This is a genomic window from Aggregatibacter kilianii (assembly GCF_003129965.1).
Lineage (GTDB): Bacteria > Pseudomonadota > Gammaproteobacteria > Enterobacterales > Pasteurellaceae > Aggregatibacter > Aggregatibacter kilianii_A.
Map to the genome: position 1 here is coordinate 1 of NZ_NRCJ01000007.1, position 22,618 is coordinate 22,618.

Annotated in this window: 19 protein-coding genes, 4 tRNA genes, 1 pseudogene and 1 riboswitch; of the genes and pseudogenes, 11 read left to right on the top strand and 13 right to left on the bottom strand. The window is 47.2% G+C overall.

Features of this window, described 5'->3' with window-relative positions; all coding sequences use genetic code 11:
* From DK430_RS06195 to DK430_RS06215, 5 genes and pseudogenes are all read right to left on the bottom strand, one after another.
* A pseudogene (locus tag DK430_RS06195) lies at positions 1-78 on the bottom strand (GTP-binding protein); the annotation flags it as partial.
* A 93-nt stretch (positions 79-171) separates the two neighbouring features.
* A tRNA-Thr gene (locus DK430_RS06200) sits at positions 172-247 on the bottom strand.
* 4 nt (positions 248-251) lie between these two features.
* Positions 252-326: transfer RNA gene (locus DK430_RS06205), tRNA-Gly, on the bottom strand.
* A gap of 39 nt (positions 327-365) precedes the next feature.
* A tRNA-Tyr gene (locus DK430_RS06210) sits at positions 366-450 on the bottom strand.
* A gap of 30 nt (positions 451-480) precedes the next feature.
* A tRNA-Thr gene (locus DK430_RS06215) sits at positions 481-556 on the bottom strand.
* 217 nt (positions 557-773) lie between these two features.
* On the opposite strand from DK430_RS06215, the gene coaA reads away from it, so the two are divergent.
* A complete protein-coding gene (gene coaA / locus DK430_RS06220) occupies positions 774-1,727 on the top strand; it encodes a type I pantothenate kinase (protein ID WP_109078231.1) in 954 nt (317 codons plus the stop codon).
* A 54-nt stretch (positions 1,728-1,781) separates the two neighbouring features.
* Here the strand turns inward: coaA and gyrB are convergent, their stop codons facing one another.
* From gyrB to cyaY, 3 genes are all read right to left on the bottom strand, one after another.
* Positions 1,782-4,202, bottom strand: a complete 2,421-nt coding sequence (gyrB, locus tag DK430_RS06225) for a DNA topoisomerase (ATP-hydrolyzing) subunit B (protein WP_109078232.1) — start codon at positions 4,200-4,202, stop codon at positions 1,782-1,784.
* Positions 4,203-4,298: 96 nt separating this feature from the next.
* Positions 4,299-6,188, bottom strand: a complete 1,890-nt coding sequence (gene recQ, locus DK430_RS06230; protein ID WP_109078233.1) for a DNA helicase RecQ — start codon at positions 6,186-6,188, stop codon at positions 4,299-4,301.
* The gene (gene cyaY, locus DK430_RS06235; protein ID WP_109078234.1) at positions 6,188-6,496 is read right to left on the bottom strand and encodes an iron donor protein CyaY; all 309 of its coding nucleotides are present in this window, start codon (positions 6,494-6,496) and stop codon (positions 6,188-6,190) included. The genes recQ and cyaY overlap by 1 nt, the downstream gene beginning before the upstream one ends.
* Positions 6,497-6,619: 123 nt before the next feature.
* On the opposite strand from cyaY, the gene lptM reads away from it, so the two are divergent.
* Together lptM and lysA are read left to right on the top strand one after the other, a co-directional pair.
* A complete protein-coding gene (gene lptM / locus DK430_RS13340) occupies positions 6,620-6,739 on the top strand; it encodes an LPS translocon maturation chaperone LptM (RefSeq protein ID WP_109078235.1) in 120 nt (39 codons plus the stop codon).
* 17 nt (positions 6,740-6,756) lie between these two features.
* Positions 6,757-8,007, top strand: a complete 1,251-nt coding sequence (gene lysA / locus DK430_RS06245) for a diaminopimelate decarboxylase (protein ID WP_109078236.1) — start codon at positions 6,757-6,759, stop codon at positions 8,005-8,007.
* A gap of 58 nt (positions 8,008-8,065) precedes the next feature.
* On the opposite strand, the gene DK430_RS06250 is transcribed toward lysA, so the two are convergent.
* Positions 8,066-8,671, bottom strand: coding sequence for a YagU family protein (locus DK430_RS06250; protein WP_109078387.1), 606 nt, complete (start codon positions 8,669-8,671; stop codon positions 8,066-8,068).
* A gap of 193 nt (positions 8,672-8,864) precedes the next feature.
* Between DK430_RS06250 and DK430_RS06255 the strand changes: the two genes are divergently transcribed.
* Both DK430_RS06255 and lptD read left to right on the top strand, forming a co-directional pair.
* A complete protein-coding gene (locus tag DK430_RS06255) occupies positions 8,865-9,425 on the top strand; it encodes a DNA-3-methyladenine glycosylase I (RefSeq protein ID WP_109078237.1) in 561 nt (186 codons plus the stop codon).
* A 65-nt stretch (positions 9,426-9,490) separates the two neighbouring features.
* The gene (gene lptD, locus DK430_RS06260) at positions 9,491-11,833 is read left to right on the top strand and encodes an LPS assembly protein LptD (RefSeq protein WP_204352523.1); all 2,343 of its coding nucleotides are present in this window, start codon (positions 9,491-9,493) and stop codon (positions 11,831-11,833) included.
* 51 nt (positions 11,834-11,884) lie between these two features.
* On the opposite strand, the gene DK430_RS06265 is transcribed toward lptD, so the two are convergent.
* Positions 11,885-12,949: an MBL fold metallo-hydrolase gene (locus DK430_RS06265; protein ID WP_109078238.1), complete on the bottom strand. Its 1,065-nt coding sequence runs from the start codon at positions 12,947-12,949 to the stop codon at positions 11,885-11,887.
* A gap of 206 nt (positions 12,950-13,155) precedes the next feature.
* On the opposite strand from DK430_RS06265, the gene DK430_RS06270 reads away from it, so the two are divergent.
* The 6 genes from DK430_RS06270 (at position 13,156) to ribB (ending at position 19,595) form a co-directional block, all read left to right on the top strand.
* Positions 13,156-13,587 carry a PAS domain-containing protein gene (locus DK430_RS06270; RefSeq protein WP_109078239.1) on the top strand — a complete coding sequence of 144 codons (432 nt, stop codon included), beginning with the start codon at positions 13,156-13,158 and terminating at the stop codon, positions 13,585-13,587.
* A gap of 63 nt (positions 13,588-13,650) precedes the next feature.
* On the top strand, positions 13,651-15,213 hold the full coding sequence (locus tag DK430_RS06275) for a diflavin oxidoreductase (RefSeq protein ID WP_109078240.1): 1,563 nt from the start codon (positions 13,651-13,653) through the stop codon (positions 15,211-15,213).
* A gap of 51 nt (positions 15,214-15,264) precedes the next feature.
* Positions 15,265-15,975, top strand: coding sequence for a GNAT family N-acetyltransferase (locus DK430_RS06280; protein ID WP_109078241.1), 711 nt, complete (start codon positions 15,265-15,267; stop codon positions 15,973-15,975).
* 156 nt (positions 15,976-16,131) lie between these two features.
* The gene (gene brnQ / locus DK430_RS06285; protein ID WP_109078242.1) at positions 16,132-17,451 is read left to right on the top strand and encodes a branched-chain amino acid transport system II carrier protein; all 1,320 of its coding nucleotides are present in this window, start codon (positions 16,132-16,134) and stop codon (positions 17,449-17,451) included.
* Positions 17,452-17,647: 196 nt separating this feature from the next.
* Positions 17,648-18,532, top strand: a complete 885-nt coding sequence (locus tag DK430_RS06290; protein ID WP_109078243.1) for a pirin family protein — start codon at positions 17,648-17,650, stop codon at positions 18,530-18,532.
* 143 nt (positions 18,533-18,675) lie between these two features.
* Positions 18,676-18,859, top strand: a riboswitch (FMN riboswitch).
* A 91-nt stretch (positions 18,860-18,950) separates the two neighbouring features.
* Entirely contained in the window at positions 18,951-19,595 is a 645-nt protein-coding gene (ribB, locus tag DK430_RS06295) for a 3,4-dihydroxy-2-butanone-4-phosphate synthase (RefSeq protein WP_109078244.1), read from the top strand.
* Between the two features lie 71 nt (positions 19,596-19,666).
* Here the strand turns inward: ribB and DK430_RS06300 are convergent, their stop codons facing one another.
* Genes DK430_RS06300 through DK430_RS06310 form a run of 3 tightly spaced genes read right to left on the bottom strand, consistent with a single transcriptional unit; the run spans position 19,667 to position 22,538 of the window.
* The gene (locus DK430_RS06300; RefSeq protein WP_109078245.1) at positions 19,667-20,416 is read right to left on the bottom strand and encodes a hypothetical protein; all 750 of its coding nucleotides are present in this window, start codon (positions 20,414-20,416) and stop codon (positions 19,667-19,669) included.
* Between the two features lies 1 nt (position 20,417).
* Complete coding sequence (locus DK430_RS06305) at positions 20,418-21,446, bottom strand: hypothetical protein (RefSeq protein WP_109078246.1); 1,029 nt, start codon at positions 21,444-21,446, stop codon at positions 20,418-20,420.
* 54 nt (positions 21,447-21,500) lie between these two features.
* Positions 21,501-22,538, bottom strand: a complete 1,038-nt coding sequence (locus tag DK430_RS06310; RefSeq protein WP_109078247.1) for a hypothetical protein — start codon at positions 22,536-22,538, stop codon at positions 21,501-21,503.
* Positions 22,539-22,618: the final 80 nt, after the last annotated feature.

The window sequence follows — 22,618 nt, forward strand, 5'->3', positions numbered from 1 at the left end:
GGTTTTACCATGGTCAACGTGGCCGATTGTACCCACGTTAACGTGCGGTTTTGTACGTTCAAATTTTTCTTTAGACATTGAGAGTCCCTCTAAACAAACACGGTTATCGATGGTTCAACTTACCAGATTAACCAAAGTATTAAAATTTGTAATGGAGAGATTATTAAGAAGTGGTGCTGATAGGCAGATTCGAACTGCCGACCTCACCCTTACCAAGGGTGCGCTCTACCAACTGAGCTATATCAGCGCTTTGGAGCGGGCAGCGGGAATCGAACCCGCGTCATTAGCTTGGAAGGCTAAGGTAATAGCCATTATACGATGCCCGCCGTTCTTAATTCATCTGTCCCATCGGTTGCTCTTAGAAATGGTGGAGGGAGAAGGATTCGAACCTTCGAAGGCTGAGCCGGCAGATTTACAGTCTGCTCCCTTTGGCCGCTCGGGAATCCCTCCACTCTAAGTTTGAACTTGCATTACGAGAAATGGTGCCGACTATCGGAATCGAACTGATGACCTACTGATTACAAGTCAGTTGCTCTACCTACTGAGCTAAGTCGGCGTCGTAAACAAGTGACGCGTATTATAGGGATTTTTTTATGCCTGACAAGTTTTTTTTTAGTAAATAAAGTTTTTTTAGATTATTCGTTTAATTATCAAGCAAAAACAGGTTATCTTCGTTTAATTTACCTGATTATGCAAAATTTTTACTGCTCAATCCCTTATTTATAAGGTATATTTTGCAACCTATTATTGGCTAAAAAAGAGTAATTCAGCGCGTGGAATTTCCGGTTTCTCATTCTGTTTCGGCGCAACTTACGCCCTTTTTGTCGTTCAACCGACAACGTTGGGCGGAATTGCGTAAATCCGTACCGTTAACCTTAACCGAGCAGGATCTCAAACCTTTGCTCGGCATCAACGAGGAGCTTTCCCTTGATGAGGTTCGCACCATTTATTTGCCGTTAACCCGTTTGATTAACTACTATATAGATGAAAACATTCGCCGTCAGGACGTATTGCATCGTTTTCTTGGTGGCGAAAGTCCGAAAGTGCCTTACATCATTAGTATTGCGGGCAGTGTGGCGGTAGGCAAAAGCACCTCGGCGCGGATTTTACAATCCTTGTTAAGCCATTGGCCGCAGGAACGCAAAGTCGATTTGATAACCACCGACGGCTTTCTACACCCGCTGTCTTACCTGCAAGAACACAATTTATTACATAAAAAAGGCTTTCCGATTTCTTACAATACGCCGAAATTAATTCATTTTTTAGCCGATATTAAATCCGGTAAACCGAATGTCAGCGCACCGATTTATTCTCACCTTACCTATGACATTATTCCGGACCAATTTAATGTCATCGATCAACCGGACATTCTCATTCTGGAAGGATTGAACGTGCTGCAACCAAACAAAAATCAAGCTAATGAACTGTTTGTATCGGATTTTGTGGATTTCTCCATTTATGTGGACGCGGAAGAAGACTTGCTGAAAGAATGGTATATTCGCCGCTTTCTGAAATTCCGCCAAAGCGCCTTTTCCAACCCGCATTCCTATTTCAAACATTATGCCAATTTGTCCGAACAGGAAGCCGTTGCAACGGCAGGAAAAATCTGGGATGAAATTAACGGATTGAATCTAAGAGAAAATATTTTGCCGACCCGCGAGCGTGCCAATTTGATTTTAAAGAAAAGCGCGAATCATGAAGTGGAATTGGTGAAGTTAAGAAAATAACGCAAAAAGCACCGCACTTTTAGAATAAAGTGCGGTGCTTTTTTTAAGTAAATTTTAAATATCCAGATTAGCTCTTAATGCATTGCTTTCAATGAAATCGCGGCGCGGTTCCACTTCATCGCCCATTAAGGTTGTGAACAACTGATCCGCCGCCACCGCATCTTTAATGGACACTTTCAACATACGGCGTGTGTTCGGATCCATGGTCGTTTCCCACAGCTGCTCCGGATTCATTTCACCCAAGCCTTTATAACGTTGAATCATCAAGCCGCGACGGGATTCTTTCATCAGCCATTCAATCGCCTGCTCAAAAGATGTTACCGCCACTTTGCGTTCGCCGCGCATAACATAAGCCGATTCTTCCAACAAGCCTACCAATTTTTCACCTAATGCGATTAAACGGGTGTATTCATTGCCGGTGGCGAATTGGAAGTTGAGGAAATAATCCGTATCAATGCCATGCGTTCTCACGGTCAACACCACTTCATATAAATTCCGCTCGGCGTTAAATTGCAAGCGATAGGCATAATGTCTGCCGTCGGTTTCTTTCATATTTAAGGCGGCGATTAAAGAATCAGCCCAAGAATTGACCGCACTTTCTTGTTGCATCAACACAGTGGTCAATGCCGGTTGATAAATCAACTCTTTTAATACGCTTTCCGGATAATAACGGCTCAGACGGGTAATCATTTTTTGTACCGCAAGGTATTCGGACGCCAGATTCTGCAACGCCACGCCCTGCATACCCGGCGCGTTTTCATTTACATACAGCGCGGCATTTTCCAAGGCAATCGCCAATTCAAATTCCGCCATCGCTTCGTCATCTTTAATGTATTGTTCTTGTTTGCCTTTTTTCACTTTATATAGTGGCGGTTGGGCAATATAAACATAACCGCGCTCAATCAGCTCCGGCATTTGACGATAGAAGAACGTCAACAACAGAGTACGAATGTGCGAACCGTCCACGTCCGCATCGGTCATGATGATAATGCTGTGATAACGCAATTTGTCCGGATTGTATTCGTCGCGACCGATCCCACAACCCAGCGCAGTAATCAACGTGCCCACCTCGGCGGAAGACAACATTTTGTCGAAACGGGCTTTTTCTACGTTTAAGATTTTCCCTTTTAACGGCAAAATCGCCTGATTTTTACGGTTACGCCCCTGTTTTGCCGAACCGCCCGCAGAGTCGCCCTCCACGATGTAAAGCTCGGACAACGCCGGATCACGTTCTTGGCAATCCGCCAATTTACCCGGCAACCCACCCAAATCCAACGCGCCTTTACGACGGGTCATTTCGCGGGCTTTACGCGCCGCTTCACGGGCGCGTGCCGCATCAATAATTTTGGTCACGATGATTTTCACATCGTTCGGATTTTCCAACAAATAAGTCTGCAAATATTCGTTCATCAAGGATTCCACCGCACTTTTCACTTCGGAGGAAACCAGTTTGTCTTTGGTTTGAGAGGAGAATTTCGGATCCGGCACCTTCACAGAAATCACCGCGACCAAACCTTCACGGGCGTCATCGCCGGAGGTCGCCACTTTGGATTTTTTGGTGTAACCCTCGTTTTCCATGTAGTTGTTCAAGGTGCGGGTCATGGCGCCACGGAAGCCAGCTAAGTGCGTACCTCCATCCCGTTGCGGAATGTTGTTGGTAAAACAGTAAATATTTTCCGCATAGCCGTCGTTCCATTGCAACGCGATTTCCACGCCGATGCCGTCTTTTTCCGCAGAAAAATAGAACGGTTTCGGGTGAATCGGGGTTTTGCCGCGATTGATATATTCGACGAATGCCTGAATACCGCCTTCGTAATGAAAGTGATCCTGTTTGTCGGTGCGTTCGTCAATTAAACGGATGGACACGCCGGAGTTCAAGAAAGACAATTCTCTTAAACGTTTGGCTAAAATATCGTATTCAAATTCGATATTGGTGAAGATCGTCGGGCTAGGCCAGAAGCGCACGGTGGTGCCGGTTTGCGTGGTTTCGCCGATAACCGCCAACGGTGCTTGCGGATCGCCGAGGCTATAAAATTGCTCATGCACTTTACCCTGACGGCGAATGGTCAGTTGTAATTTATCGGACAACGCGTTGACCACAGACACACCCACGCCGTGCAAACCGCCGGAGACTTTATAAGAGTTATCGTCAAATTTACCGCCTGCGTGCAATACGGTCATGATGACTTCTGCGGCTGAAACCCCTTCTTCCGGGTGAATATCCACCGGAATACCGCGCCCGTCATCCTGCACGGATACGGAATTGTCGGAATGAATGGTGACGATAATGTCGTCACAATACCCTGCCAAGGCTTCGTCAATGGCGTTATCCACCACTTCGAAAACCATATGGTGTAAACCTGTTCCATCGTCTGTGTCACCGATATACATTCCGGGACGTTTACGCACCGCATCAAGCCCTTTCAGCACTTTAATACTGTTTGCACCATAAGTTTCAGGAGTAGTTGTCGACATAATTCTTCTCTGTGTAATTCGTAAAAAATTGGGCGGGATTATAGCAAAATTTTGTGCAATTAGCTAAAAATAACTGCGCCTAGGCGGCACATATGGTTATTCGCCCGCACGGGCGTTTTTATGTTCGCGGATTAAGGCAAGAAACGCCAGTCCAAAGCGTTCCAGTTTAATGGCGCCGACGCCGTTGATTTGCAGCATTTCAATGTTGCTGGTCGGTTGATATTGCGCCATTTCCTGCAAGGTCGCGTCGTTAAACACGATATACGGCGGAATATTTTCCTTATCGGCAATTTGTTTACGCAGGAAGCGCAGGCGGGCAAACAAATCTTTGTCGTAAGAACCGACCGCACTTTTGTGCGTCATGGCGGTGGTGACAATGGAGGAGAGACGCGGTGTCGCCAGTTCCAGCAGTTTTTCGCCGCGTAAAATCGGCTTGGCGTTTTCTGTGAGCTGCAACGTATTGCCGTATTCACCGATGATTTGGCGTACCAAGCCCAAATGAATGAGCTGGCGCAACACCGACTGCCAATATTCCGTGCTGTGTTCTTTGCCGATGCCGTACACGCTGAGTTGGTCGTGCTGTTGGTCGCGGATTTTCTGGTTATTCATGCCGCGCAATACGGCGATCACGTAATGAGCGCCATAGCATTGACCGGTGCGATAAATCGCCGACATGATTTTTTGTGCGTCCAGCAAGCCGTCATATTTTTTCGGCGGATCGAGACAAATATCGCAATTTTGGCAGGATGTTTGGCGATGCTCGCCGAAATAATTCAATAGCACCAAACGGCGACAAGTTTGACTTTCGGCAAATTCGCCGATAGCCTGCAATTTATGCTGTTCAATTTGCCGTTGCGGCGTTTCCGGCTTTTCCATCAACATTTTGTTCAGCCACACATAATCCGCCGGATCGTAAAACAACACCGCTTCCGCCGGTAAATCGTCACGCCCCGCGCGACCGGTCTCCTGATAATAGGATTCGATGCTGCGCGGCAAGTCGAAATGCGCCACGAAGCGCACGTTGGATTTGTTAATGCCCATGCCGAACGCAATGGTCGCCACCACCACCTGAATGTTGTCGCGCTGAAAATCCCGTTGCACTTTCTCGCGCAAGCCGCTTTCCATCCCGGCATGATACGCCGCCGCCCGCACGCCTTTGCTGCACAGGGTTTCGGCGATACGTTCCACTTTGTTGCGGCTGTTGCAATACACGATGCCGCTCTTGCCTTTTTGCGCCAATACAAAACGACAAAGTTGCTCCATCGGCTTAAATTTTTCCACCAAGGTGTAACGAATGTTCGGGCGGTCAAAACTTCCCACATAAAAGTGCGGTCGATTTAACCGGAGATTTTTCAGAATATCCTGTTGCGTGGTTTGATCCGCCGTGGCGGTGAGCGCCATGATCGGCACCTGCGGGAAACTGCCTTTTAAGCCGCCAAGTTGGGTGTATTCCGGGCGGAAATCATGTCCCCATTGGGAAATGCAGTGCGCTTCATCAATGGCGATAAAGCTCACCTGACACAAAGAAATGAACTGGAAAAAACTGTTGGTCATGACTTTTTCCGGCGACAGATACAATAATTTTAACTGCCCGGAAATCGCTTTATTTTGAACCTGTTGCTGCTCTTCAAAGGTTTGCGTGGAATTTAGATAATCCGCCGCCACACCGTTGGCTCGTAGTTGATCCACTTGGTCTTTCATCAGGGAAATTAGCGGGGACACCACTAATGTCATGCCGTCAAAACACAGAGCGGGAATTTGATAACACAAGGATTTGCCCGTGCCCGTCGCCATAATTACCAGACAATCCTGTCCGTTCAGCGCGGCGTCAATGATTTCCTCTTGCCCTTTGCGGAAGGATTGGTAGCCGAACACCGAATGCAACACATTCAGCGCAGAAGCATGAAGTGCGGTGGAATTTGCCGACGATTTATCGGAAAAATCCACCGCACTTTTGATCGGTTCGGACGGGTTAAGGTCGTTCATTAACCGAACTGCACCTGCTCGCCGTGTTTAGCCAGCGCTTCGGTGAGCGCCTGCCAGAAATCCAAGCCGTCGTTGCTGACCCAACGACCGTCTTTATAGGCAAAATGGAAGCCGCCGTTGTGGCTCGCCAGCCATAATTCCAGCAACGGCTCCTGTTTGTTAATCACGATTTGACTGCGATCGCCCAGCGTAATGGTGAACACGGACCCCTGGCGCTCACAATCGGCATCGCAATCCTGCGCTTCCAGCTGTTCTTCAATTTCATCCCAAACCTGCTCGATTTTTTGGTGAAACTCGACGATATTCATAAAACCACTCCCAAGAAATGTCGGTAAAGCGCAAATTATAAAGATTTTCTGTGCGTTGTGATAGCACAAAGCCGGATTTAATGGTAAAAAGAGCAGTCAAATTTTAAGAACAAGGAGCAACCGATGAAAAAACTGATTTCCTTATTTTTACTCGTCACCTTATGTGCTTTAAGTAGCGGCTGCGGCGTGAAAGGACCGCTGTATTTTCCTGAACAAGATTCTGCCGATCAGGCGACCAAATAATTTTTATAGGCGACTTTATGGACTTTTTCCAATATCAAAACGATCAACTCATGGCGGAAAATCTGCCGGTTAAACAACTTGCCGAGGAATTCGGCACGCCGCTTTATGTGTATTCCAGAGCCACTCTTGAGCGTCACTGGCACGCCTTTAACAATGCCTTTGGCGACCATCCGCATTTGGTGTGTTTTGCGGTGAAATCCAATCCAAATATTGCCATTTTGAACGTGATGGCAAGATTGGGGTCGGGCTTTGATATCGTATCCCAAGGTGAATTGGAACGCGTGCTTGCTGCCGGCGGCGAGGCGGGCAAAGTGGTGTTTTCCGGTGTGGCGAAATCTCATCAGGAAATTGCCCGTGCGTTGGAAGTAGGCATTCGCTGCTTTAACGTGGAATCGGAAGCGGAATTGTTGCGCATTAATCAAATCGCCGGCGAGATGGGCAAAATCGCCCCCATTTCTTTGCGCGTGAACCCGGACGTGGACGCCCACACCCACCCTTATATTTCCACCGGGTTAAAAGAAAATAAATTCGGCGTGAGCGTAGAACAAGCGCGGGAAGTCTATAAATTAGCGGCAACGTTACCGAACATTGACATCGTCGGCATGGATTGCCATATCGGCTCGCAACTCACGGAATTACAACCGTTTTTAGATGCCGCCGATCGGTTAATCGTGCTGATGGAACAGTTGAAACAGGACGGCATTCGTTTGAAACATTTGGACTTGGGCGGCGGCTTAGGTGTGCCTTACACCGACGAAACGCCACCGCACCCGACGGAATATGCCAAAGCGTTGTGGGAAAAACTAAGCGCTTTCAACGAATTGGAAATTATTGTGGAGCCCGGTCGTGCGATTACTGCCAATGCGGGGATTTTGGTGACTAAAGTGGAATATGTGAAATCCAATGAAACCCGCAATTTCGCCATTGTGGATGCAGGCATGAACGATATGATCCGCCCGGCGCTGTATCAGGCTTACATGAACATTCTGGAAATCGACCGCACTTTAGGGCGTGAAGAGAAGATTTATGATGTGGTCGGCCCGATTTGCGAAACCTCGGATTTCCTCGGCAAACAACGCAAACTCGCTATTGCGGAAGGGGATTATTTAGCCCAACGTTCCGCCGGGGCATACGGTGCAAGTATGTCCTCCAACTACAATTCCCGTCCGAGAACGGCGGAAGTGATGGTGGACGGTAATAATGCCTACTTAATCCGTCGCCGCGAAGCCTTAAACGAATTATGGCAACTGGAAAGTGTATTGCCATAACACAAAACGTTAAACATAAAAAAATCCCGCAACGTAGTTTGCGGGATTTTTGTTTCGATTAACGATACGGTTGATTTAACGGCACTTCCGGATCCGGTTCGTGCGTAATGCGATTGCGCAGGTCACGACGGATAAGCTCAATACTCCAGAACCAGAAAACGTGACCGACAAATTCGGAAACGTGTTCGTAGAATGGCCAGTCGGCAACCGGCGGTGTTAAGCCTAATAACGGGAAGGTCACATAGTGTACGCCGATATCACAAATGATACCGAACAGGATACCTTGCCATAATTTAATTTTCGGGAAACGCTCCGCTACGATACAGTAGAACAGCGCGAACACCACCGAGAACGTAATGTGCGTTACGCCAATCCAGTTGAAACCGTGGTCGGCGAAGGTAAATACCGCTTCGGTCGGATCGATGCCGATGTAATCACGTAGGAAAACGTGCGGCGGGTTTAAAAAGGCACGAGAACAAACCTCAAGGGCTTGGCTCGGATCTTTACAGGCGGCGGTGAATAAATCCAACGGGCTACGTGGTGGGAACGGATGCTCGGCACCCCATTTGACGAACGCGGAAATCACGCCGGCAATAATCGCCACGAATGCCGCTACGCCATAACGACGACGGGACGGGTCGGATTGAACAAATAGTCCTGACATAATATGCTCTCCAAATTTTAATAAATTGCTTTTCACTTTTATTTTAGGAAATGAAATAAAAGTGCGGTTAATATTTTCAGCATTTTTTCTATTAGTCAAGTTTTATTCTTTTTCATCCTCGGGGAAAATATTTTTATAATGAAATCGTTATTTTTCTGTCAAATCGAAAATACACAAATATAAAGGAAATCACATGACAAAACGTTGCGCATGGGCAGAAGGCTCGCAAATTTATCGGGATTATCATGATAACGAATGGGGCAAGCCGCAATTTGATGATCAAAAATTATTTGAAAAACTTTGTCTGGAAGGGCAACAAGCCGGGTTGTCGTGGATTACGGTTTTGAAAAAACGGGAAGCTTACCGTGAGGCGTTCTTTCAATTTGATCCGCAAAAAGTCGCGACGATGACGGAAGCCGATATTGATCATTGTATGCAAAATCCCGGTTTAATTCGTCACCGTGCAAAATTACTGGCGATTGTCACCAATGCGCGGGCGTTTCTTGCTATGCAAAAGTGCGGTGAAAATTTCAGTCGTTTTATTTGGTCTTTTGTTGATCATCAGCCGCAAATCAACGATGTGCCGGATTTAAATCATGTGCCGGCACAAACGGCGATTTCGGTGGCGTTATCCAAGGCATTGAAAAAACGCGGTTTTGTGTTTGTCGGTCCGACCACCTGCTATGCTTTTATGCAATCCATGGGGCTGGTGGACGATCATTGGAACGGCTGCGCGTGCAAAAACGCCCATTAAAAAATGCGATTCAGCATGTTTTACAGTATAATCCCGTTAAATTTGGCTCAAAGAATGGTTGTCCGATGAAGAAAAATTATTACACGTTAATTTCGCTGTCAATTTTGACCGCACTTTATAGTGCCGACAGCGCAGCAGACTTGAATCAGCAATGTTTATTAGGCGTACCGCACTTCAGCGGGGAAGTCGTGACCGGTGATCCGAACGATCAACCGGTGCATATTGAAGCAGACAAGGCGGAAATCAATCAACCGAGTAGCGCCGTTTATCAGGGCAATGTGGACATCAAACAAGGCAACCGCCATTTGAGATCCGCTGCAGTGGAAGTTCAGCAATCGGGCGAAGGTGAAAATGTGCAACGTTATGCCTTTGCGCGCGGCGGATTCGATTATCGCGACAACCAAATCAACTTACTCGGTAGCGATGCCAAAGTGCACTTAAACAGCAAAGATACCGATATTCAACACGCCGATTATCAATTTGTCGATCGCCAAGGGCGCGGTTCGGCGGAAAGCGTGGAATTGCGGGAAAATTATCGTTTAATGAAAAACGCCACCTTCACATCCTGCTTACCGAACGATAATGACTGGTCTATTTACGCTAGCGAAATGCGCCAACATATAAAAGAAGAATATGCGGAAATGTGGCACGCCCGTTTCCGCGTGCACGGCGTGCCGGTGTTTTATACACCGTATTTGCAACTGCCAATTGGTGATCGTCGTCGTTCCGGTTTGTTGGTACCGACTGCCGGACACTCCAGCCGCGACGGCTATTTCTATGCTCAGCCGATATATTGGAACATTGCACCGAATTACGATGCCACCATCGCACCGAAATATATGTCAAAACGCGGCTGGCAACTTAACGGCGAGTTCCGTTATTTAACCCCTATCGGCGAAGGTAAAATTGCCGGAGAATATTTAGGCAATGATCGTTTAACGGATTACACGGCGGAAAACCGCAAACGTCATTTATTGCATTGGCTACACAGTTCCAGTTTTTTGGAAAACTGGCGCTTAAACGTAGATTATACGCGGGTCAGCGATAAACGTTATTTCACCGATTTTGATTCCGAATACGGCAGCAGCACGGACGGTTACGCCGACCAAAAAGCCCGCATCGCTTACTATCAACCAAACTACAACCTGGCGATTTCGGCAAAACAATTCCAGATTTTCGACGAAGTCGCGATTGGTCCATATCGCGCATTGCCGCAAATTGATTTCAATTATTACAAAAACAATTTATGGGACAATCTGGATTTCAAACTCTTCTCTCAAGCGGTACGCTTTGACAATGATAGCAGCCAAATGCCGAAAGCCTGGCGTTTCCATGTGGAGCCGAGTTTAAATAAAACCTTCTCCAATCGTTATGGCAGTCTTAACCTTGAGACAAAACTTTATGCGACCCACTATCAGCAAAAGAAAGGTCGCGCAGCCGATGCGGAAGAGGTGGAACGCAGTGTAACCCGTGTGTTGCCGCAGTTTAAAGCGGAATTACAAACGGTGTTGGCGTCCAATAAAACCCTGTTTGAAGGCTATACGCAAACCCTTGAACCGCGCGTACAATATTTATATCGCCCTTATAAAAATCAAAGTAATATCGGCTCCAAACGAAACTCGCAATATCTTGGTTTCGGTTACGACTCCACCTTGTTACAACAGGATTATTACTCCTTGTTCCGTGACCGCCGTTACAGCGGCTTGGACCGTATTGCATCCGCCAATCAGGTGACTTTAGGGGGAACCACCCGCTTCTTCGACACACAAAAAGAAGAACGCTTCAATTTTGCTATCGGGCAAACCTTCTATTTAGAGCCTTCCCGTATTGACGATAACCCGAACAACAAAACCTCCGGTGCATCCTCTTCATGGGCGTTGGAATCTAACTGGAAAATCAGCGAGCAATGGCGCTGGCGCGCAAGTTATCAATATGATCCGCAGTTAAAACAGGTTTCTCTGGCAAATACCGGTTTGGAATGGAACCCGGAAAAAGACAATTTAATTCAGTTAAATTATCGCTACGCAAGCCAAGAATATATTGACCAAAACCTCACCGCCGGTGCTAACCGTTACAATCAGGATATTAAACAGCTGGGCGTTCAGGCAGCTTGGGAAATTACCGATAATTGGGCGGTAGTCGGACGTTATTACCAAGATTTGGCATTAAAAAAACCGGTGGAACAATACCTCGGAGTGCAATATAACTCCTGCTGCTGGAGTATCGGTGTCGGCGCAAGACGTTACGTCACCAGCCGCCAAAACCAAAGAGACGACGAAATCTTCTACGACAATAGTATCGGCGTCACCTTCCAGCTACGCGGCTTCGGTAACGACCACGAAAGCGGTATCCAAGATATGCTGAAACGTGGCAAATTGCCTTATTTACAAGCGTTTAGTCTTTATTAAAAAGTCAAAAGCCATCTTCATGAAAGATGGCTTTTTGTTATAAAACCGAAATTACCACGTCTGCGCAAACCAATCCGTCGTCAGGGTATCCGCATCGAATACCTGCCCCATTAACGGCGTTAACGTGTTCACCCCAAGCTTGCGTGCAATAGGCAGACTTTCCAGCACGGGCTCGTTCCATTTGTGTAGCGCTAACGGATAAGCCGCCCAGTGGATCGGCATGAAGCGTTTCGGTTTGAGTTTTGCCGCTAATTCGGCGGTTTGTTGCGGGAATAAATGGTTATTCGGCCAACGTTCATTGTATTGTCCGTTTTCGATAAAAGCGATGTCAAAGCCGTTAAACCGTTCGGCAATGGCATCAAAATGCTTGCCTTGTGACGAGTCACCATGGAAATAAAAACTTTCGTTGTTATGTTGCAACACAAAGCCTGACCATAAGCTCTTGTTATGATCAAACAGTCCGCGTCCCGAATCATGCCGTGCAGGCAAGGCGGTATAGCGTACGCCGTTGCGTTCGACGCTTTGCCACCAATCTAATTCCGTAATGCGTTCCGCCGCTACGCCCCATTTTTGCAGAACCACGCCCAATCCAAGAGACACCACAAAATGACTTTGGGTTTTCGCCAGCTTTTGCACGGTTTCCTGTTCCAGATGATCATAGTGGCTATGTGAAATCAGCACCACATCAATGGGCGGCAATTCCTCAACCCAAGCGGGCGGATCTTGGAAGCGATTCATCATTAACGGCACCGGCGATGCACTTTTGCCGAATAGCGGATCGGTGATAACGGTTTGTGAACCGAGACGCATCATCAGCGTTGAATGTCCGAACCAAATAAACCGACTTTTCTCCGCCGGGGCTAAAAAAGCGTCCCAATCCGGTTTTATCATCGGCAGGGGTTTTGGCGGATGAAGGGACTTTTCGTCAAAAATCAGCGTCCACATGGCACGCGCAATATCGGACACCGCTTGTTGCGGTTCCGCATTGAAGAAGGTTTGGGTTTTCGGATCATAATGATCGCTTTTCGGATAAACGGGATAACGATCCGGATAAAGCCAGTAACCAAGCAACGCGGCTGCGCCGGCAAAAGCAATCAGTTTTTTCTTATGTTTCATTTGAATACAATTTATTTCTTAGGGTGCGTCATTATATGCTAATTCATGCAATATTTTTAATAACATTACCCTCTCTTTATAACTAATGATAATTATTTACATCTAAGCAACGATCTTGTATGTTAAACGTCCTTTTTAGGAAAGCTGTTGAAATAAGGATAATCCCTTATCAAACGTAATGTTAATTAATTATACGGAGCTTAAATATGACCGAGCAAATCATTCCTTCCGACGATGTTCTTCTCAAAGCCGTGCAAGACACACTGGTGATTTCCACCACCGATTTACAAGGCGTGATCACCTACGCCAACGACCTTTTCTGCAAACTCACCGGCTATTCCCGTGAAGAACTCATCGGCAAACCGCATAATTTGGTTCGTCACCCTGCCGTGGCAAAAGAAGTGTATAAAGATATGTGGGACACCATCCAAGCGGGCAAAATCTGGACCGGCATCATCCCGAACGTGGGCAAAGGCGGCGTGGTTTATGTGGTGGACACCACCGTGCAACCGATTTTTGATGCGGCAGGTAAAATCACCGGTTACATCAGCGTTCGTCGCGTTATCAATGATTTAATGGAAAACTTCGACGCCGTTGAATTATCCAAAGAAATTTTCGACGAATACTACGACAAATAATCCCCGCTCCCGCGTGCCTGTTATTGCAGGCGCGCTTTTCTTTTCTCTCGCAAAGGACATCTCATGTGTAACCCGTCTATTTCACGCATTCACATTGCTTACGGCTCCGAATCCGGCAATGCGCAGGCATTGGCGACGGAACTTGCCAATCAGCCTTTTTTACAGGCTTACCCCACCGCACTTAGCACCTTAAATGACACCGATCTCAATACGTTAGATAACCAAACGCTGCTGGTCATCATCACCAGTTCTTTCGGCGACGGCGAACCGCCGGAAAATGCCGATGAATTTTTAGAAACGCTGGAAAAAATGACCGCACTTTCCAGCCGTTATTGCGTTTTCGGGCTGGGCGATGTGACTTACGACTACTTTTGCGGTTTCAGTAAACAGGTAGATGAAGTATTACAACAAAAGCAAGCCAAACCGCTTATTGAACGGGTAGATGCCGACCTGAATTTCCGCGAAATTTTCAAACAATGGCTGCCGTTATTGCAACAAGCGCTGACCGAACTACCCGCACAACCGCTAAGCCACGCCCTATCCGTGCAGGTTTACAATGAAAACACCGTCTATCAGGCGGAAGTGCTGGAGATTCAACGGCTGGCGCAAGCGGAGCCGGCGGTGTATCACCTGCGCTTATCCCTCAAAGACAGCGGCATTTTCTACCAAGCGGGCGATTTGGTTTATGTGCAAATCGAGCAGCCTGACGAAGCGTTGGCGCCATATGCAGAGTGGTTCGGCGATAAAAGTGCGGTGGAAATTTTGCGTAAAAAAGAACTGCGCCTGTTAAGCAAGAACGTGTTGCGAGACATTAGCAAAATCACCGGCAATGCCGAATTAAAAGACCTCACCAAAATTTCCAATAAAAAAGCGCTGGAAAGTTATTTATACGGGCACGATCTGCTGGATGTGTTGCGCGATTTCGACCCGGAGAAAAAAGTCAGCCTTGCCGATGTAACGGAGATGCTGGCGAACCTCACCGCCCGCGCCTATTCCATCAGTTCCTGCGGCAAAACCCACCCGGAATACACGGATTTATGTATCCGTCACATTCATTACCGCCTCGGCGAACGGGACTACCAAGGCACGGCGAGCGATCAACTGGCGCAGCTGAAAGTCGGGCAAAAAATCCCCGTTTTTGTCAAAGCCAACCCGACATTCCGCCTACCGGAACATCTCAACGCACCGTTGGTCATGATTGGCTCCGGCACCGGTATTGCGCCGTTTATCGGCTTCCTGCAATATCTTGAAGGGCAACAAGTCAAGGTGGAAAGCGATCTGTTCTTCGGCGAACGCCACCGCGCCACCGATTTTCTCTATCAAGAAACGCTGGAAAACTTCCGACAACAGGGCGTGCTGACCCATCTGTTCACTGCATTCTCGCGTGATCAGGCAGAAAAATACTATGTACAAAACGCGCTTTCGGCACAGGCGGAACACATTTGGTCACGCATTCAACAAGGCGCCTATTTTTACATTTGCGGCAGCAAATCCATGAGCAAGGCCGTTGACGACGCGCTTATCCAAATCGCCTCGGACATCGGCAATCGCCCGTATGTGGACGCCTTCGACAACATCGTCGCCGAACTGGTCGCTGCCGGGCGTTTATTGCGTGACGTGTATTAGCGGCGTATAGTAAAAACGCCCGAAAAACCAACCGCACTTTAAGGAAGGACTATGCGCTATAACGACTTTAATCAACCCATCGGCGATGCCGTAGAACATTTTACGGCAGGCGAGCTACCGGACGTGCAAGTGCTCTCGGGGCGATTTTGTCGTTTGGAACGACTTTCCCCGGAGGCGCATTTTGAGGATTTATGGCAGGTTTACAACGCCGATACGCCGCCGCAGAACTGGACGTATCTGCCAAAACGTTACGGACCGTTTGAGGATAAAACGGCATTTCTGGATTTTTTACAATGCACCGCCGCCGCAACCGATCCCTATTGCTTTGCCATTATCGATGCAAGCACGAATCAAGCCGTCGGCTCATTTTCACTGATGCGCATCGACCCGAATTACCGCGTTGTCGAAATGGGCGCGGTGATTTATTCGGCGCGGTTAAAACGTTCTAAAATCGCCACTGAAGCGCAATTTCTGATGGCGCAATATGTGTTTGAAACCTTGCAATATCGCCGCTACGAATGGAAATGCGACGCCTTGAACGCGCCTTCACGCCACGCCGCCGAACGGCCCGGTTTCCGCTTTGAAGGCATTTTCCGCCAAGCGATGGTTTATCACGGACGCAACCGCGATACGGCATGGTTCTCCATGCTCGACAGCGAATGGGCACAACGTAAACAACGCTTTCTCCGCTGGCTCGCGGATGATAATTTCAACGCTGATGGCTCGCAGAAAACAGCATTGAGTGAAATACCGCTGGAATAACAAATCTCGAAAACCAAAAGTGCGGTGGATTTTAAAAACGTTTTTTAAATCCACCGCACTTTTCCTTCTAATTCAAAATCTTCCCTCTCACAAAATTGACGCCCCCGCCAAGAGTGCTATACTCCCGCCCAATCATTCAACAGAAGAATAAAAACCATGATAAAAAAAGCGGCGTTGACAGGGTTACTGTTATTTGGAATGTTTTTTGGGGCGGGGAATTTGATTTTTCCGCCGAGCCTTGGGGCGTTATCCGGCACGAATTTTTGGCCGGCGATTAGCGGGTTTGTGTTGTCCGGAGTGGGGATTGCGGTGTTAACCTTGGTGATCGGCGCACTTAATCCGAAAGGCTATGTGCATGAAATTTCTATAAAAATCTCACCTAAGTTTGCCACGCTTTATTTAGTCGTGCTTTATCTTTCTATCGGGCCTTTCTTTGCCATTCCGCGCACGGCGACGGTGGCGTATGAAGTAGGCATTGCGCCTATGCTGCCGGCGTCCTTCAATTCCTTCGGACTGGTCATCTTCACCGTGCTTTACTTTATCGCCGCCTATTTGATTGCCTTGAATCCGTCTAAAATTCTCGACAGTATCGGGCGCATTTTAACGCCGATTTTTGCGCTGTTAATTGTGTTATTGGTGACGTTAGGCATGATGAAATACGGCGATACTGTGCCGCAAGCCGCCCTTGGCGATTATGCCGTATCGGCGTTCGGCACGGGATTTATTGAAGGCTATAACACCCTCGATGCGCTGGCTTCCGTGGCGTTTAGCGTGGTGGCGGTGCAAACCTTGAAGCAGTTGGGATTCCGCAATAAACGGGAATACGTTTCCACGGTGTGGCTGGTGAGTGTTGTGGTGGCGTTGGGCTTCAGCCTGCTGTATATCGGCTTGGCGTATTTAGGCAATCATTTTACCGTGCCTGCCGACGTGATGGCGTCCGACGCGAACAAGGGTGTGTATATTTTATCCCAAGCGACTCAAGCCATTTTCGGTGCGAGCGCGCAGATCTTCTTAGCGGCGATGGTTGCCGTCACCTGCTTCACCACCACCGCCGGCTTGATTGTCGCCGTTGCCGAATTTTTCCGCACACGTTTCCCGCAGCTGAGCTACAAAACCTATGCTACCTTGTTTACGTTAGTGGGCTTTGCTGTGGCGAACTTGGGATTAGGCGCGATCATCACGTATTCTATTCCTGTGCTGTTGGTGCTTTATCCCGTCACCATCGTCATTGTCATGCTGATCATCGTGAATAAATTTGCCGCCCTGTCTAAATTCGGTATGCAACTGACGGTGGCGTTGGTGGCAACCATTTCGGTGAGCAGTGTTATCGGCGGGCAATTGCAACTTGCTTGGCTAACGAATTTCATCAACCGTCTGCCGTTCGCCGATTATTCCCTTTCTTGGCTAACTGTAGCACTTGTAGGCATTGGCATGTCCCTTGTACTACCGAATCGGCAACGTAGCGAAGCGGAATAATGTTTGTGGCGAACGGAAAACGCTCGCTCTATTTCTCTTTAAAAACGTTGCCAAAAATGACCGCACTTTTCTCGCCAATTATTTCCTTTTTATTGAAACTGAATCAATAAATCCTGTCTTTATCTTCTCATTGGAAAACTTATAATGCTTCCCATCAAAGAACGATAGGTTCTGAAAATCAATAAGGAGAAAAATCATGAAAAAAGTTGCAAAAGTACATATGGCACCGGAAAAACACTGGGTGGGTAACGGCTTCCATGTGGCGTCTATGTTTAGTTACAACGATACGGACAAACATCTGGATCCGTTCCTGTTAATGGATTACAACGCGCCGAAGTTTTTCCAAGGCGGTCGCAAAGACGATTCCGAATTTGATTTACGTGGCGTGGAAGAACACCCGCACCGTGGTTTTGAAACCGTCACCATCGCCTACCAAGGCGAAGTGTCACACCGCGATTCCTACGGCGGGGGCGGCACCATCGGCACGGGTGACGTGCAATGGATGACGGCGGGTTCCGGCGTGATGCACGAAGAAATGCACTCGGAAAAATTCGCCAAAGAAGGCGGTTTGTTTGAAATGGTGCAACTTTGGGTCAATTTGCCGGCGAAAGACAAAATGACCGCGCCGAAATATCAAGCCATTAAATCGGCGGATATTCCGGTGGTCACATTGCCGAATCATGCAGGTTCCGTGCGCGTCATTGCGGGTGAGTTGCTGAACACAAAAGGCACTGCCGGCACGTTCAGCCCAATCAATATGTGGGACACCGTCATGAACGCAAATACGGCGTACACTTTCGCTGTGCCAGAAAGCCACAACCTCGTCATTCTGGTATTGGACGGCACGGTGCAAATCGGCGGCGATGCCATCGCGCGGCGCGGTGAATTGGTCACTTTTGAACGCGGTGGCGAGGACGTGCACATTGAAGCCAACAATGACGCCAAATTGCTGATTCTCACCGGCGAACCGCTCAATGAGCCGATTGTCGGTTACGGCCCGTTCGTGATGAATACCCGCGAGCAAATCGTGGAAGCGTTCCGCGACGTGCAAGCCGGTAAATTCGGGCGTTTGCCCGCTTAATCGGGCGTAAAGTGCGGTTGGTTTTCCAAATGTTTTTTGAAACGAAAAACGCCGATGAAAATCACCGCACTTTTTTTTGTGTTAAATCAACCCGTTCCCCAAAAACCGTTTTTAACGTCTATTCCTTTGCGCTATACTACGCAACGCATTCTCAGGGCAGGGTGAAAGTCCCTACCGGTGGTAAGCGTGAATGAATGTTTCAACGCAAGCCCACGAGCGTTTATCGGCAAAAGTGCGGTCGTTTTTGACGGCGTTTTTGCGATAAAGTCAGCAGATTTGGTGCGAATCCAAAGCCGACAGTGACAGTCTGGATGAAAGAGAATAAAAAAGCAGCACAGGTTTGTTTGAACCTGTGTTCGTCCTTTTTATCATTCCGCCCTGATTCTGGTATAACTCATTTATTGAAAAGGCATTTACTATGAATCAGTCATTATTATCCCCCTTCGGCACCCCGGAAGAGCGCGTCAAAGCTGCCATTGAAGCCTTCAAACAAGGCAACGGCGTGCTTGTGTTAGACGATGAAAATCGCGAAAACGAAGGCGACTTAATCTTCCCCGCCGAAACCATCACCACCGAGCAAATGGCAAAACTCATTCGCTACGGCAGCGGCATCGTGTGTTTGTGTATCACCGATGCATTGTGTAAACAATTGGACTTGCCGCCGATGGTCAACCACAACACCAGCGTAAATAAAACCGCCTTCACCGTCACCATCGAAGCCGCCGAGGGCGTTTCCACCGGGGTTTCCGCCGCCGACCGCGTGACGACCGTCAAAGCCGCCGTTGCCGACGGCGCCAAACCGAGCGATTTACACCGCCCGGGACACGTTTTCCCGTTACGCGCCGCGCCAAACGGCGTATTACAACGCAACGGGCATACCGAAGCGGCAGTGGATTTAGCACGTTTGGCAGGCTTTAAAGAAGCGGGCGTGATTTGCGAAATCACCAACGACGACGGCACCATGGCACGCGCTCCGGAACTGGTGGAATTCGTCAAAAAACATGGTTATGTCATTGTGACGATTGAGGATTTAATCGAATATCGCAAGAAATATCATTGCTAGAGGGCGTTTCTAATCAGCCCCAAAAAGTGCGGTCAAAATTCACGATGGATTTTAACCGCACTTTTTGTTTGTTATTTCGGTTCCATGTCCGTCTTTTCGCAGCTATCTTTCAATAAATTCGGGGTGTTCTGCGTTTCAGCTTGAGGAAATAAACTCGAACGGAAAAAGGCGAACGGCAGATAGCTCAGCGCCAACATGCACAAATCAAAAATGAAAATGCGGTCGTGAAGGAAAATCGGGCGGGAGAATCGATTAATCGTCTGCACATTATCCGCATCCAACCAATTCATGACCGCCGCCCACCAAAAATACAACAGCGCAAACACCTTGCCCACAAAGGCGGAAAGTGCCGGCAGCGGCATAAATACGGCAAGCACGCAGCAGAGAAAAATTACAAAGGCAATGCTGCGCCAAAGACATTGTGCGGTGAGCAAATAAGGGTTGTCGGCTTGCAACGGTTTTAAACGCAATAATAACGGCAACAACGGAAGGTTGATCAGTATCGCGCTTACGCCAAGCAGGCTGTTGGTCATGCGGCGTAAATTGATAATGTCGCCGTTAACCCGCACGGAAGCGCCCGCCACGGCAAAATCTACAAAAAGCGGCAAAAAAACAAAATACGCCACAAAGACGGCATAAAGCCACATGAAAACGGACGTTTTGCCCTTCAGCGGATGGTGGTATAACCCTTCAAAATAATTTGTGATGCCTTCAAAAGCGCCTTTCATCATGAGAGAAATGCCCGCGCCAAATAAACCCGCAAATCCTAATAGGACAACAGATAAAATAATTAATACAAACACAATCGCAATGGCTTCCATATTATTTCTCCTGTGTTTCCGTCACATTTGTACTATCAATACCTGAATTTTCTTCCACCAAACGTATTGGTTCGGTAGCAGATAACCCTATTTGAATCATCGTTGGGAACGAAATCCAGGATTGCTGCGGATCAATGCCGATTTGTAGCGGTGCTTTTAACGTTTCTTCAATTCTTTCATAGATCACATTACCCGCACCCAATCCGATCATTTGGCGTAAACTGTCGCTATCGGGCAAACTGCCACAGTGTCGATCTTCTTTATTACATTGATTTATCGCCGCAGAATAATCAAACACCGGCGTTTGCGGCGGCAAGCCGTAAATGTGTTGTCTTCGACTATCGGAAATGACCGCACGAATATGGGTATTCGGCGCGTGCTGAATACGCCAAATATCATCGAATTTTGCCGAATCCAAAATTAATACGACATCACGTCCCGCACTATTTAAGCGAATATCCGCCTCTTTTGTTTTATTGGTTAAATAATATATTTGCGTATTGTACGGCAGTTGCAAACTTCTCAACCAATAGGCGAGCCCGCTGTTATCACTTACCCATAACGCTTCCTGATGTTCGCGCACGGTAAGCCCGTTAAGTATTGCGCGTTCACCGCAGAGTTCCTGCCGTACATGTTTTTTGATGCCGGCATAACAATGCCACTTGCCGTCAATCACTTTCCACCAGATACTGCGTTGTTCTAAAGGCTCGGGCATGCCTGAATCCTGTCCCGGTTGTCCTCTATGATCCTGTTCATATTTTCGATTGAAGGTATATTTATAAGCATCCCGTTCCGGGTAATAACGGAGCCCCTTTCTTAAATAGGGATTAATGTCTATCGGCATCTTTTGTTGGCGTTTAGGGTCGCTCGGCGCAGGCAGATTGTCCTGAATAGTCGCGATGGTTTCTTGTAACATCCGATGCGCTTCCGCCCGTTCAAGATTGATACGGGCAACGGGAACATAAGCCCCCCAAACGCCGACAATCAACACAATCAGCAGGCTAAATTTTGCGGTAAGGTTCTCTTGCATATAGGCTACTCATGAAATTGAAAACGAAAAAACGTTGGTAAAAAGGACCGCACTTTATCTCTCAATAGACGTAATAACATAGGGCAATCGCTGTATCTTACATTCATCCGATAATGGTTCCGCTTTATCTGAGGAATCTCTAGGCGGCATAAAATACCAATCCGCCCAACCGTCTTTAAAGTTGATGCCATATATTCTCGAGTCAGCGAAATAACGGCAATTTCCGATTTGGTACTTGGGCTGCTCTTTTTCCGTCATCGTCTCTTTTGTAACAGGAATCTTTATTCCGCCGTAGAGTGCAAAAATCTGACCATTCATGTCTGCAGCAATATCATAAACTCTGAAAATATTTTGTTTTTCACCAACCAATAATGCAAGTGCCGAATAGGGAGACAAAGACATCGTCACAGAGGGCTGTTCACTCGGTAAATAGGCTTTAGGTATGTTGTTAAACCAGCTATCATCTAGAAAATCTTTCAGAGTAGGGAAAAACGAAAGATAGGTACTTTCCGAGTCTATGAACTGGTTTTCCAAATGAAATTTAATATCTTTTGTATAGCAATAGTCGACTCTAAAATCATCAAAATTATAGCCTGATGTTTGATTTTTACGCTTTAACTTGATGTAGTTTCTTAATTGACAATTGACACCATGAACATTGAAATATTTCTCTTTATCGCCAAAAAGATCATTCGCAGAAAGTTCCATAGAAAAATGATCCAATTCCATTTTTTTTAACGGAAACGGTCCCCAAGTGAAAAATTGACCTTTAGGGGCGACTAAGGTTGCATCATCATACGTTAAAATCAGCTTCGCGTTTGATGGAATATTTTCTATTCCGTGAAGCATTTCTAATTCTCTTGCGGTTAATCTTCTTTCTCTAATCAGATTTTCATAGATTTGATAATTTCGGTATTGCTCTTCTTTCGTGCCAAGATTCATTACGACAAGAAAAACGATGGCAAGTCCACCCATAAAAATAAAAGTACGCAAGGATTCAATAAATTTTCCCTCTTTCCTTTGCCACCAAGTAAGCACAAGATAGAGTAATCCTAAGGTTAGGAAAAAATAAAACGGAATTCGTAGCAACATTGATTGTCCTTAGTTCATCAGACGAAAAGAAAGCTGTTTTAAAACATCCGTCTCAAAACAGCTTTTTATGTTTATCTCTT